Source organism: Oscillibacter sp. (assembly GCF_028693505.1).
In the GTDB taxonomy this organism is placed as follows: Bacteria; Bacillota; Clostridia; order Oscillospirales; family Oscillospiraceae; genus Oscillibacter.
Map to the genome: position 1 here is coordinate 1 of NZ_JAQUVF010000042.1, position 12,410 is coordinate 12,410.

A 12,410-nucleotide genomic window follows, 5' to 3' on the forward strand; every position below is an offset into this window, starting at 1 on the left:
ACTGGCGCCGCGACCCCAAGAAGAATGCCGAGTAATACTCGATCACAGTAGCCCCAATGCCGATGGCAAGTCAGATGACAGGCCATCGGCATCTTTTTTGTTGAAAAAATCCACCGTATCGTATATAATAATCCGATAGAACACCTGGGAAGACTCGGCGACAATTTCATAGCGCCGGGTCTTTTTAGTGGGGTGATTTACCCCAGTCAAGGGTATCCCCTGGGGTAACTCGTATTTCTTGATGCAATATCAACCCCCCGCCATTGCTAAAAGGTATCTAACGCATCAACTGTGGGGCGTTTTGTTTCTGGATGAGCTGCCGGAGTTCCGGCGGGACGTGCTGGAGTCCATGCGCCAGCCGCTGGAGGACGGAGAGGTCACCATCGCCCGGGCGGGCGGCACGCTGCACCTTCCCGCCCGCTTTCAGCTGATCTGCGCCATGAATCCCTGCCGCTGCGGCTGGCGGGGCCACCCTTCGGGCAAGTGCACCTGCTCCGAGCGGGAGGTGGAGAAATACGTTGAAAAAATTTCCGGTCCCCTGCTGGACCGCATCGACCTCCACGTAAGCGTTCCCTCCGTGGAATACGAAGTGATGCGCCGCCGGGAGATTCCCGAGTCCTCCGCCGACGTGAAGCGCCGGGTGGAGGCGGCCCGCGCCGTGCAGACCGCCCGGTTCCTCGGCTCCGGCGTCTCCTGCAACGCCTATATGCCGCCGTCCCAGATCGCCGCGTTTTGCCGTTTGGACGCTGCGGGAGAAGCCCTGATGAAAAGCGCCTTTGACCGCATGGGGCTTACCGCCCGCTCCCACGACCGCATTTTAAGGGTGGCTCGCACCATCGCGGATCTGGACGGGGCCGAGGACATTGCCCCCGAGCACCTTGCGGAGGCCATTCAATACCGGAACACCGACATTTTAAAGGGCTGAGCACGGCCCTTGGGCGAACGGTCCGCTTTGGCGGAGAAAATGGGGCTTTTTTTCTTTGCGAACCACTGTATAATAAGATATCTGTAAATTCCAGTTCGGAGGACAATTTTTTATGATGAATCACAACGAGATGCTGCTTTTAAAGCTGGGCGAGGTCGTTTTGAAGGGGCTGAACCGCCGGTCCTTTGAGGACAGGCTGGTCAACAATGTCCGGCGGCGGCTGAAAAACTGCGGCAGCTTCCAGATCTGCGTCCGGCAAAGCACTATTTATGTGGAGCCGAAAACCGACACGTGCGACATGGAGGCGGCCTTCGCCGCCTGTCAGCAGGTGTTCGGCGTTGCCGCCGTGGCCCGGGCGGTCCCCTGCGAAAAGACGGTGGCAGCCATTGTGGAGACGGCAAAAACCTACCTTGGCGGCGAGTTTGCCGGGGCAAAGACCTTTAAGGTGGAAAGCCGCCGGGCGGACAAGACCTTTCCCATGACCTCCATCCAGCTCTCTCAGGCCGTTGGCGGCGAGCTGGCAGAGGCGTTTCCCGCCGTAGCGGTGGACGTTCACGCCCCAAGCCTCACCGTCCACGTGGAAATCCGAGAGAAGTACGCCTACGTCCACGCCCCGGCGGTCCCCGGCGCGGGCGGTCTGCCGGTGGGCATGGGCGGCCGGGCCGTGAGCCTGCTCTCCGGCGGGCTGGACAGCCCCGTCTCCTCCTGGATGATGGCCCGCCGGGGCGTGGAGCTGGAGATGGTCCACTTTGTCTCTCCCCCGTATACCTCCCAGCAGGCCCAGGACAAGGTTTTAGAGCTTGCCCGGCTGCTGACGCCCTATTGCGGGCGGATGATCGTACACATTGTGCCCTTTACCGAAATTCAGGAGGAAATTCGCAAGAACTGCCCGGAGGAGTATTTCACCCTCATCATGCGGCGGTTCATGATGCGGCTTGCCCAGGGCGTTGCAAAAAAGGCCGGGGCCAAGGCCCTCATCACCGGCGAATCTCTGGGTCAGGTGGCAAGCCAGACCATGGCGGCGCTGGGCGTGACGGAGGACGTTGTCTCGCTGCCCGTCCTGCGGCCGCTCATTGGCATGGACAAGGTGGAGATCATCTGCATCTCCCGGGAGATTGGGACCTACGAGACCTCCATCCTGCCCTATGAGGACTGCTGCACCGTCTTTACGCCCCGCCACCCCGCCACCCGTCCCGACCTTGACGCCGTGCGGGAAGCCGAATCGGCGCTGGACGTGGACGCGCTGGTGGAAAAAGCGCTTTCCGGGGAAAACTGGGTGCGGGTGAAGGCCTGAGCGGCGGCAGACCCCGCCGCGTTCCACGCCACAAGGCCTTAACGCCACTTTTTTGAAAAAGAAGGAATTTTTCATGTCGCACACCGCTGAAATCATTGCCGTGGGCACAGAGCTGCTGCTTGGCAACATCGTAAACACCAACGCCCAAGCGATTTCCGAAAGTCTTTCCACCATGGGCATCAACGTCTTTTGGCACACCGTGGTGGGGGACAATCCCCAGCGGCTGCGCGAGGCGCTGGAGATTGCCCGCCGCCGGGCGGACATCCTCATCACCACCGGCGGGCTTGGCCCCACCTACGACGATCTCACCAAGCAGACCATCTGCGCCGCCTTTGAAAAAAAGCTGGTGCTCCACCCGGATATTTTAGAGGACATCCGCGCCTTTTACGAAGGGGCGCTCCACGTGGCCATGCCGGAAAACAACACCCAGCAGGCCGAGCTGCCGGAGGGCTGTGTGGTTTTTGACAACCCCGTGGGCACCGCTCCCGGCTGCGCCTTTGCAAGCGGCGGCGTCCACGTGCTGATGCTGCCCGGCCCCCCCATGGAGATGGAGACCATGCTCCGCCGCTGCGCGGAGCCGTATCTGCGCGGTCTTTCCCGCGAGGTCATCGTCTCCCACGACATCATGACCTTCGGCATGGGGGAAAGCTCCGTGGACGAGCTGCTCCACGAGGAAATGCGCCATATGGAAAACCCCACGCTGGCCACCTACGCCAAGCCCTCCGAGGTGCGGCTGCGCTCCACCGCCAAGGCGGAGACCTTGGAGGCGGCGGAGGCCATGCTTGCCCCGGTGGTGGCGCAGGTGCGCGCTGCTCTGGGGGACGTGGTGTACGGCGTGGACGTTGCCGGGCTGGAGGAGGTCTGCCTCCGTCTTTTGAAGGAGCGCCACCTCACCCTTGCCACCGCTGAAAGCTGCACCGGTGGCCGGGTGGCGGAGCGCCTCACCGCCCTTCCGGGGGCCTCTAGCGTCTATCGGGGCGGCGTGGTGAGCTACTGGACGCAGGTGAAGGCCGACGTGCTGGGCGTTCCCCGGGAAATTCTGGACCAACACGGCGCCGTTTCCGAGGAGACGGCCCGGGCCATGGCGGAGGGCGCCCGGCGCATCACAGGGGCCGACCTTGCCGTCTCCGTCACCGGCGTGGCGGGGCCGGACCCAGACGAGCGGGGCGTGCCGGTGGGCATTGTGTATATCGCCCTTGCCACGCCAGATGGCACCTTCTGCCGCAAAATGGATTCCGGCAGGAGACGCCGGGACCGGATTCAGGGCCTGGCCGCCAACCACGCCTTTGACGTGATTCGCCGGTACTTGGAGGGACTGCCCATCTGAGGGCATTTCAAAAGCTCCCGGCGGAAGATCCGCCGGGAGCTTTTTCAGCCAAGGGCCACGTCCAGCACCATCATGACGAGGAACCCCGCCACAAAGCCGCAGGTGCCCGCCCGGCTGTGGGCCTGCGGCACCAGCTCCTCCACCACCACATACAGCATGGCGCCGGCGGCAAAGCTTAAAAGCCACGGCATCAGCGCATGGGCCCAGCCTGCCAGAAACACCACCAGAATACCGAACAGCGGCTCCACGCTGCCGGAAAGGGTCCCGCCCGCAAACGCCCGCCGTCGGCTCCAGCCCTCCTGCCGCAGGGGCAGGGCAATAGCGGCGCCCTCCGGAAAGTTTTGGATGCCGATGCCCAGCGCCAGCGCGGTGGCCCCCGCAAAGCTGTCCCCCGCGGCTGCCAGCGCAAATGCAAGGCCCACCGCCATGCCCTCGGGGATGTTATGTAGCGTGATGGCCGTCATCAAAAGGGTATTTTGCCGCCAGACGTCATTTGCACGCTCCTTTTTTTTGCGCAGACGGGGCAGCAGCCCATCCAGCGCCGCCAGAAACGCCACGCCCAGCAGCATACCCGCCGCGGTGGGCAGCCAGCCGGGGAACGGGCCCTCTGCCTCCGCCTGCTCAATGGCCGGCAGCAGCAGACTCCACACGGAGGCCGCCGTCATGACCCCGGCGGCAAAGCCCAGCATTGCGCGCTGAAACCGGGGCTTCGGCTCCCCGGCAAAGAAAAACACCATGGCGGCGCCCAGCGTGGTCATCAGGAAAGTAAATCCTGTGCCCAGCGCCGCCCAGCCAAGAGATTGCAGCATTCTTTACGCCTCTTCCTACCGATTCGGGCGGAGCATCGCCCGTATGCCAGTATAAGCGCAGCGCCGCCGAGAGGTGACGCCCTTGCATTTTTCCCGTGCCTGTGCTATGGTAAGAATAACCGCATACAAATGAATAAACTCATATAATTTCGCTGTATCCTGGCGCGAAAGTTTCTACGGAGCCGCCGAAAGGCTCTGCTATGAGTGTCCAACCGGTGGAGCAGCGCTCGACCGGAGGGGACGCTCTTTTCTTTTGTGCGGAATTTGATGAATGGGGTGTTTGTATGGCTTTGACGATTATCAAGGGCACCATTCTCTCCGCCTCCGCGCTTGGAAAGCTGGACGTCACGCCCGGCGGGTATCTCGTGGCGGAAGAGGGGATCATTACCGGCGTATATCCGGTTCTGCCGGAGCAATTTTCCGGAGCGCCCGTGGAGGATTTCGGCGACGCGCTGATTTTGCAGTCCTTCGCGGACCTGCACCTTCACGCGCCGCAGTATCCCATGCTGGGCATGGGGATGGACCTGCCGCTGCTGGACTGGCTAAACGCCTATGCCTTCCCCACGGAGGCCCGGTTTGCGGACACGGACTATGCCCGGGATGTCTACCGCCGCCTTGCCCGGGAGCTGGTGGAAAACGGCACCACCCGGGTGTGCATGTTCTCCTCCCTCCACCGACCCGCCACGCTCATTTTGATGGAGAAGCTGGAAAAAGCCGGTGTCACGGGGTATGTGGGCAAGGTCAACATGGACCGCAACAACGTCCCCGGCCTCCTGGAGGAGACTACGGAGGAATCCCGACGGGAGACGCTCCAATGGCTGGAGGCATGTACGTCGTTCCCCCACATCAAGCCCATGCTCACCCCCCGCTTCATCCCCTCCTGCTCCGAGGAGCTGCTGGCGTTTTTGGGCCGTCTCGCGGCGGAGCGGAACCTTCCCATCCAGTCCCACCTTTCGGAAAACCAGGCGGAGGTGGAGCTGGTTTCCTCTCTGCATCCCGACTGCGCCCAGTACTGGGAGGCCTATGCCAAATACGGCCTTTGGAACGAGCGCACCGTGATGGCCCACTGCGTCTGGTCCGACGAGCGGGAGCGGCAGGCCATGAAGGAAGCGGGCGTCACCGTGGTCCACTGCGCCGACTCCAACCAGAACATCTGCTCCGGCGTGGCCCCGGTGCGGACCATGCTGCAAGAGGGTCTGCGGGTCGCCCTTGGCAGCGACATTGCCGGTGGCGACCATCTGCACATGTTTGACGTGGTGGCCGCCTCCATCCGGGCCTCCAAGGCCCGCCGGATTCTGGACGGCTGGGAGACGGACTTTTTGACGGTGCCGGAGGGCTGGTATCTGGGCACCTCCGCCGGCGCGGCCTTCTTCGGCGACGCGCCGGGCTTCGCCCCCGGCAATCCGCTCCACGCCATTGCGCTGGCGGACGACTCTTTGCCCTGCCCCCACCCGCTCACGGCGGCGGAGCGGCTGGAGCGGTGCGTCTATACACGCCAGCAAGGCGCCATCCGGGCCGTCTGGTCCGCCGGGCGGAAGGTTTATTCCGGGACATAAACGAAATAGGCCGCAGTCCCTGCGGAGAAGAATTTTAAAGACGGCAGCCATGAAGCGTTTTCACGGCTGCCGTCTTTTGTTTCTTCAGATTGTCTTTTATCTTCCTGCAAGATACATCTCTTCGGTTTCAGATTGCGCTTCTTTTAAAATCGTAACGCCTTTGTCCATTTCTTCCGTTACAATTTTTGATTGAAGAAACGCATTGACAGCGTCTGTCATGGAATTAAACAAAATGGCATACGCTTTTTGATAATCCCCAAGAACCCTCTCCTCCGCTATGGGGATTATATCCCCTTAATAAAGAGGATTATAACCCCCATAATGGGCAAAGTCAAGTACGGGGGTGCACCATGATAAAATTTGACAGATTGTGGAATATCATGAATGAAAAAGGCGTGACGACATATAGCCTTCGGGAGAAATGTGGGATTGACAGCAAAACCGTCAGACGCCTGAAAGCGAACGAAAATATTGAAACCAAGACATTAAACAAATTGTGCGCCGCTTTAGACTGTCGCCTGGAGGACATTGCGGAATATAGCAAAGATTAGGGCAGCGCCGCGCACCGTCCCAAGGGAGTCGGCTCAAAGGGCGTCCCCGCTATGCAGCGGGGACGCCCTTTCACTCTATTCTGAAGTCTGATGGCGGGATAGGTTAAAGCAGGTGGACGACCCCCATGGTGATGGCGGTGGTAATGGCCCCCGCCATCACGAGGCCCAGAAAAATGGCGGGCAGCGCGTGGCGCAGGCGGATGTCCAGCAGGGCCGCCACCAGCGCCCCCGTCCATGCGCCGGTCCCCGGCAGGGGGATTTCCACCAGAATTGCCAAACCCACCAGACGGTATTTTCGGACAAGGCGTCCTTTTAAGTGGGCGCTGCGTTCCAGCCAGACGACCTTGGGACCAAACCATTTGGTGTTTCGCAGCCAGTCAAGGATTCGGCGGGCCAGCAGCATGATGAAGGGGACCGGCAAAAGATTTCCCAAAATGGCCGTGACACACGCCACCGCCGGAGGAAGTCCCGCAGCCACGCCCACAGGAATGGCGCCCCGCAGCTCCAGCACCGGCACCATGGCTGTTCCAAAGGTCAGCAGCAGCTCACCCCATATCGTTTCCAAACCCGGCATACGCCCTCCCGTCGCCCTCTCCCGGCCCCGGAACTATTTCGGGGCCGGGTTTTTTCGTTACTTACTCCAGATTCAAATGCCTTTTCAGGCAGTACGCGGTGATGAAATAGAACACAGCCCCATAGAGCACCACGGCGGCAATGCCGATCCAAATGGCGATATGCATTCCCGCAAGGCCCTCCAGCTGCCAGTCCGGCAAGAGGTCAAAGACGCCGATCTTATCCAGCAGATTCACCACAGTGGCGCTGATGATTTGCAGCGCAAACTGGAATCCGAAAAAGAACGCCACGCTCAAAAGAGACTTGCGGTTTGCAAAGCTGTGACCGGCCGCCATGGCGGCATAAAACAGCAGGCACATGGCGCAGCAGGAGAGGAAGGCCAGCAGGATCAGCTCCGCCGCCAGCGCCGCGCCGTTGATGGCGTAATAGCCGGTGATATGCTGAATCAGCTCCCCCAGTCCCTTCAGGAACTGTTTCATAAAGTCCACGTCGTACACCATGATCCCGCCCGCGAGGCACACCGCAAGGAAGGTCGCGGCAAACCACACGGCGGAGACGATCAGTTTGGACCAGATCTGCTGATGAATGGAAACCGGCAGCGTCATCATCACATAGCCCTCGTCCCCCAGCAAATTTCTATAAAACCGCTGGACCATCAAAACAAGGCTCATCAGGCAAACGCCCATAATGGCCACGGTGAACGCAATCACCAAAAGGCCCCCCAGCATGTCGAGGAACCATCCGTCGCCCTCCAGCAGGCCCCGGGTGGAGAAATTGGCGCCAACAGCCGTCACCAGCAGCACCAGATACAGCGGCCCCATGATCCGTCCGGTTGCACGAAATTCGTGCTTGAGCAATTTCCTCAGCATTTGAACACCTCCCGGAACAGCGCGTCCACGCTCATGCCCTTTTCCTCCCGGATCTCGTCCACAGAGGAGCGGAGCACCAACCGGCCCTGATTGATGAAAACCACTTCGTCCAGCACTTTTTCCACATCGGCGATCAGGTGGGTGGAAATCACCACCGCTCCCTCCGGATTATAGTTCCCGATAATAGTGGAGAGGATGTAATCCCGGGTGGCCGGGTCCACGCCGCCGATGGGTTCATCCAGCAAATAGAGCTTTGCCGCCCGGCTCATCACCATGATGAGCTGCACCTTTTCCCGGGTGCCCTTGCTCATCTGCTTGATCCGCTGCTTGGGCTGGATATTCAGGTGGTGGAGCATCTCTTCCGCGGCGTCCCTGCGAAAATCCGCATAGAAGTCGCCGTAAAAATCCAGCAGCTGCGCGGCGGACATCCACGTGGGGATCGCCGTCCGCTCCGGCAGATAGCTCACGGCGGCGCAGGTATTCTTCCCCGGCGCCATGCCGCAGATGGTGATGCTCCCCTCACTGGGGGTCAGCAGCCCGTTGGCCAGCTTGATCAGCGTGGTCTTGCCACTGCCGTTTGGCCCCAGCAAACCCACAATGTGCCCCGGCTCCACCGTAAAACTCACATGATCCAGCGCCGGTGCGTGACCATAGTTTTTGCTGAGGTCCTTACATTCCAGAATCGACATTGCTCAATCCCTCCTCTTGCGTTTGCTGTTGCAGCAAAGATGCAATTTCATCCCTTTGAAAGCCCAGCCGGAACATCGCCGCCAAAAACGCGTGGATGTGATGCTGCGCCAAGTCCCGCTTCGCATTCTCGATCATCACCTTGTCCTCCGTCACAAATCTGCCCGCGGTCCGCTGGCTGTACACCAGTCCGTCCCGCTCCAGCTCCGTCATGGCCCGCTGCATGGTATTGGGGTTCACCCCCGCCTCCGTTGCAAGATCCCGCACCGACGGCAGCCGCTCTCCCGGAGGAAACATGCCGGAAACAACGCCCACCTTGATCTGCTCGATCAGCTGGGAATAGATGGGCAACTCATTGGAAAACTGCCATCTCATCAGGCACACCTCCCTTTCGTGTGTTATTGTCTTAAGCAATTAATACAATAACACATCTTTGGCACTTGTCAAGGCCTTTTCGGAAAAATAATTTGTGCCGCAGCGAAAACCGCTGCGGCACAGTCGCTTCACAGATTCTTTTTTAGAGGGCCTCCCATTGACGTGGAAGCTTCCCGGGCGTTTTTTCGGGAAAGGGGCCGAAAAGCGTCAACGGTATTTTTCTCCCAGCCGCGCAACCACGTCCGCCAGCGCGTCGGCCGTGGCGTCGGCCACCACCGTGGCGCCGCAGGCGCGGACGGCGTCCACGCAGTTGGCGGGGGCAAAGCCCTCCGCCGCCGCGGTAAGCATGGGAATGTCGTTGGCCTCGTCCCCGACGCAGTAAACGTGGTCCATGGAAATGCCCAACCGCGCCGCCAGACGGCGGACCATGCCGCCCTTGTTCGCGCCCCGGGCGGTCATTTCCAGCAGCGTCCTGCCAGAGAAAATCAGCTCGTAGTCCTCGCTCCATCCCTGGCGCTCCAAAAAGGCACAGACTTCCTCCAGCTGCGCGTGGTCCGCCTCAAAAAGCAGCTTGCCGAGGGGCAGCGGGACTTCCAGCAGCGTGGGGGTCTCCGTCACCTTCACCTTTGTCAGGTGTTCATGCTGCCGCGTCACCTCATTGGGGTGGACCGCATGGATGACGTTATCGATGTGGTACGCCTCCACCGCCACGGCGGGAAACTGCTCCAAAATCAGCTGGCCCCGACGGCGGGCGTCATCGTCCAGCGTGGTGGTTTCCAGATACTCATTTGTTGAAAAATCATACAGGGCCGCGCCGTTGCACACCACGCAGGGCGCATTCTTGGGCACCATCTCCGCGTAATGGAGGAAGGCCGCCAGCGCCCGGCCCGTGGCCACGGCAAACCGTCCGCCCTCTGCCATAAAGTACTCCAGCGCTTCCCGGTTTCGCGCAGAAAGCGGCGGCACCGGCTGCCCGGTGCGCAGCGCGCCCTCCGTATAGATCAGGGTATTGTCAAAATCGCTGGCCAGCAGGCAGCCGTCGAATCTTCCCATTCCGTTCTCCTTTTAAAAAACGCCCTGCCGTCCTTGATACGGGCGGCAGGGCGAACTGATTCATTCGCTCTTCGGAGTTCCGTCCTCGCCGCTTTTCCCGCGACCGCGCCCTCCCCGGTGATGGGGCCGACGGCGGCGTTTGGCCTCGCCGCCATCTCCTTCGCCATTTTCCGCTTTTGGCGGCTGGGGCGATTGCTTGGGCGGCTGGGGCTTGGGCGGACGGGGCTTTGTCCCCTTCTTCTCTTCCTGGGGCGGCTTAATCTCCGCTTTGGGCTGGGGGGCAGTTTCCCCGGCGGGCTTTCCGGTGGTGCGGCGGCGTCCGCCCCGGTGCCGGCGGCGGGGTTTTCCGGACTCTCCGCTCTCCACGCCCATTTTCTCCCGCACCGGCGCATCTTCCAACTCCGGCGCCATATAAAAGGGCGTTGCGGTGATGACCGGCGTGGGGATCTCCTCTTCCGGCTTCTCCTCTACATACCGCGCGGGCCGCTCCGGAATCTCGATACCATCCCGGCCGCCCTTTCCGTTGCGCAAAACGCAGACCTCACAGCCGCGATAGCACTTCGGCGGCTCCGTTGCCCCGTCCAGACTGACTTTCATGGTCTCCCGCAGCAGGTCCACGCTCTTCACGTTTCCCGGCCCGTCCGGCGTCTGCACGAAGGATTCCGCCTTGGGCATCCGCTTCGCGGCGTCCTCGTAGGCGTTTTGCTCATACTTCAAACAGCACATGAGTCTGCCGCAGGTGCCGGAAATTTTGGCGGGATTCAGGCTGAGATTTTGCGTCTTTGCCATTTTAATGGAGACGGGCAAAAAGCCGTCCAAAAACTGGGAGCAGCAAAAGGGGCGGCCGCAAATGCCCAAACCGCCGATCATCTTCGCCTCATCCCGGACGCCGATCTGCCGCAGCTCGATGCGGGCGCGAAACACGCCTGCCAGATCCCGCACCAGCTCCCGGAAATCCACCCGTCCGTCGGCGGTGAAATAAAAGACGATCTTGCTGCCGTCAAAGCCGGCGGAAACGTTTACCAGCTTCATATCCAGCTTGTGATCCGCGATTTTCCTCTCGCAGATGTCAAACGCTTCGCTTTCTTTCTTCTTGTTGTACTCCACCGTGCGGCGATCATTCTCCGTCGCCATCCGCATCACGGCGCAAAGCGGCTTGACGATGGCGGAATCCTCCACCTCATGGTTCCCCTCCGTGCAGGTCGCAAACTCGGGACCCTGGGCGGTTTCCACCACCACCTGATCCCCCATTTTCACCGAAATACCCTTGGGGTCAAAATAATAATTCTTACATCCGCCCCGAAAGCGGACGCTGATCACTTCTGTCAAAGGATGCCCTCCAATTCCACCGCGAGCGCGCCCAGCACGTGGCCCGGGCCGACGTTGTAGACACATTCCCCGCGATACTTCTGCAATAATTCTATTGTGCGCATAATTTGGTTTTTTGTCAAGTTTTTCGCAAGAAATGCGCCGATTTCCCGGTACACTTCCTCCGCACTTTGCCCATACGCCGCCAGCAGTGCCGATGCGAAAATCGCCCGGCTCTGCTCCAGCAAAAGGGCCAGATCCTCGCGGGTGGTCCGCTTTTTCTCCAGCCGCACCGCAAATTCCGCCACCGCGCCGCGCTTGCGTTTCCCAATGCAGCGGCAAAGCGCCTCCGCCTGCTCCGACTGTTCCGCCGCGCCGTCCGCCGCCGAGTGCAGCTTCAGCTCCACGCAGCGGGAGCGGAGAGTCCGGAGCACCACCGCCGAATTTTCCGCGCAGAAAAGGAATGCCGCGTAAGGCGGCCCCTCCTCCACGATCTTCAAAAGCACATTCTGGTCCTGCTCCGTCAAGAGGGCGCAGTCCGGAAAAAGGTAGACCTTCCGCCGCCCCTCGTTGGGCCGGATATACGCGTCCGCGCGCACAGCGCGCACCACGTCCACCGCAATGTTCTTATGCGCCTCGTCCAAAACAGTCACCACGTCCGGGTGGATGTGCGACGCCACCTTGCGGCAGGCGGGACAAACGCCGCAGGGGCGCGCCCCTTCACCGGTGCATTCCAGCGCGGCGGCGGCATAGCGGGCAATCCCGGCCCGGTCGCCGCTGCCGGTAAGCAGCAGCGCGTGGGAGAGTGTGCCCCGGGTGGCCGCTTCCCGAATTCTGACGACGGCGGGGTCCTTTTCGTCCAGACCGAACGGATTCATCATGTGCGCTCCTTCCTCTCCGGCGGCAGGGCCTTCCATTTAAGCGCCTGCCCACAGCGTGGCAAAATGCGCATATCATAGCCGCTTCGCGGTTCGTATAGCACAGGCGCAAAGCGCCGCTGTACTATATGTTTTTTAATTTAAGCGCCTGCCCACAGCGTGGGCGGATGCGCATATCATAGCCGCTTTGGGGTTATTATAGCAT

The 12,410-nt window shown here is 60.9% G+C and carries 14 protein-coding genes and 1 riboswitch; of the genes, 5 read left to right on the forward strand and 9 right to left on the reverse strand.

The features are described 5' to 3' along the window. Nucleotides 1-241 precede the first annotated feature (241 nt). From PHI30_RS09735 to PHI30_RS09745, 3 genes are all read left to right on the forward strand, one after another. Nucleotides 242-925 carry an ATP-binding protein gene (locus PHI30_RS09735; RefSeq protein ID WP_300027171.1) on the forward strand — a complete coding sequence of 228 codons (684 nt, stop codon included), beginning with the start codon at nt 242-244 and terminating at the stop codon, nt 923-925. 115 nt (nt 926-1,040) lie between these two features. Continuing rightward, complete coding sequence (gene thiI, locus PHI30_RS09740) at nt 1,041-2,219, forward strand: tRNA uracil 4-sulfurtransferase ThiI (RefSeq protein WP_300027199.1); 1,179 nt, start codon at nt 1,041-1,043, stop codon at nt 2,217-2,219. A gap of 73 nt (nt 2,220-2,292) precedes the next feature. Next, the gene (locus tag PHI30_RS09745) at nt 2,293-3,546 is read left to right on the forward strand and encodes a competence/damage-inducible protein A (protein ID WP_300027174.1); all 1,254 of its coding nucleotides are present in this window, start codon (nt 2,293-2,295) and stop codon (nt 3,544-3,546) included. A 44-nt stretch (nt 3,547-3,590) separates the two neighbouring features. On the opposite strand, the gene PHI30_RS09750 is transcribed toward PHI30_RS09745, so the two are convergent. Continuing rightward, on the reverse strand, nt 3,591-4,355 hold the full coding sequence (locus PHI30_RS09750; protein WP_300027176.1) for a ZIP family metal transporter: 765 nt from the start codon (nt 4,353-4,355) through the stop codon (nt 3,591-3,593). A 119-nt stretch (nt 4,356-4,474) separates the two neighbouring features. Beyond that, nucleotides 4,475-4,576, forward strand: a riboswitch (purine riboswitch). A gap of 63 nt (nt 4,577-4,639) precedes the next feature. Between PHI30_RS09750 and PHI30_RS09755 the strand changes: the two genes are divergently transcribed. After that, nucleotides 4,640-5,911, forward strand: a complete 1,272-nt coding sequence (locus PHI30_RS09755) for an amidohydrolase family protein (protein WP_300027179.1) — start codon at nt 4,640-4,642, stop codon at nt 5,909-5,911. A 96-nt stretch (nt 5,912-6,007) separates the two neighbouring features. Here the strand turns inward: PHI30_RS09755 and PHI30_RS09760 are convergent, their stop codons facing one another. After that, entirely contained in the window at nt 6,008-6,130 is a 123-nt protein-coding gene (locus PHI30_RS09760; protein ID WP_300027182.1) for a hypothetical protein, read from the reverse strand. A gap of 161 nt (nt 6,131-6,291) precedes the next feature. Here PHI30_RS09760 and PHI30_RS09765 point away from each other — a divergent pair, with 161 nt between their 5' ends. Then, nucleotides 6,292-6,462 (forward strand): helix-turn-helix transcriptional regulator, encoded by a 171-nt coding sequence (locus PHI30_RS09765; RefSeq protein ID WP_300027202.1) that lies wholly within the window; start codon nt 6,292-6,294, stop codon nt 6,460-6,462. A 103-nt stretch (nt 6,463-6,565) separates the two neighbouring features. Here PHI30_RS09765 and PHI30_RS09770 read toward each other — a convergent pair whose 3' ends face one another. The 7 genes from PHI30_RS09770 to PHI30_RS09800 form a co-directional block, all read right to left on the reverse strand. Beyond that, nucleotides 6,566-7,036 (reverse strand): small multi-drug export protein, encoded by a 471-nt coding sequence (locus PHI30_RS09770; protein ID WP_300027185.1) that lies wholly within the window; start codon nt 7,034-7,036, stop codon nt 6,566-6,568. Between the two features lie 61 nt (nt 7,037-7,097). Beyond that, nucleotides 7,098-7,904 carry a hypothetical protein gene (locus PHI30_RS09775; RefSeq protein WP_300027187.1) on the reverse strand — a complete coding sequence of 269 codons (807 nt, stop codon included), beginning with the start codon at nt 7,902-7,904 and terminating at the stop codon, nt 7,098-7,100. After that, on the reverse strand, nt 7,898-8,593 hold the full coding sequence (locus tag PHI30_RS09780; RefSeq protein WP_300027190.1) for an ABC transporter ATP-binding protein: 696 nt from the start codon (nt 8,591-8,593) through the stop codon (nt 7,898-7,900). The genes PHI30_RS09775 and PHI30_RS09780 overlap by 7 nt, the downstream gene beginning before the upstream one ends. Continuing rightward, nucleotides 8,574-8,966 (reverse strand): GntR family transcriptional regulator, encoded by a 393-nt coding sequence (locus PHI30_RS09785; RefSeq protein ID WP_300027191.1) that lies wholly within the window; start codon nt 8,964-8,966, stop codon nt 8,574-8,576. The genes PHI30_RS09780 and PHI30_RS09785 overlap by 20 nt, the downstream gene beginning before the upstream one ends. A 207-nt stretch (nt 8,967-9,173) precedes the next feature. Further along, on the reverse strand, nt 9,174-10,019 hold the full coding sequence (locus PHI30_RS09790) for an HAD-IIB family hydrolase (RefSeq protein ID WP_300027194.1): 846 nt from the start codon (nt 10,017-10,019) through the stop codon (nt 9,174-9,176). A gap of 60 nt (nt 10,020-10,079) precedes the next feature. After that, nucleotides 10,080-11,339 (reverse strand): stage 0 sporulation family protein, encoded by a 1,260-nt coding sequence (locus PHI30_RS09795; RefSeq protein ID WP_300027205.1) that lies wholly within the window; start codon nt 11,337-11,339, stop codon nt 10,080-10,082. Nucleotides 11,340-11,344: 5 nt separating this feature from the next. Further along, nucleotides 11,345-12,208 carry a DNA polymerase III subunit delta' gene (locus tag PHI30_RS09800; protein ID WP_300027196.1) on the reverse strand — a complete coding sequence of 288 codons (864 nt, stop codon included), beginning with the start codon at nt 12,206-12,208 and terminating at the stop codon, nt 11,345-11,347. Nucleotides 12,209-12,410 lie beyond the last annotated feature (202 nt).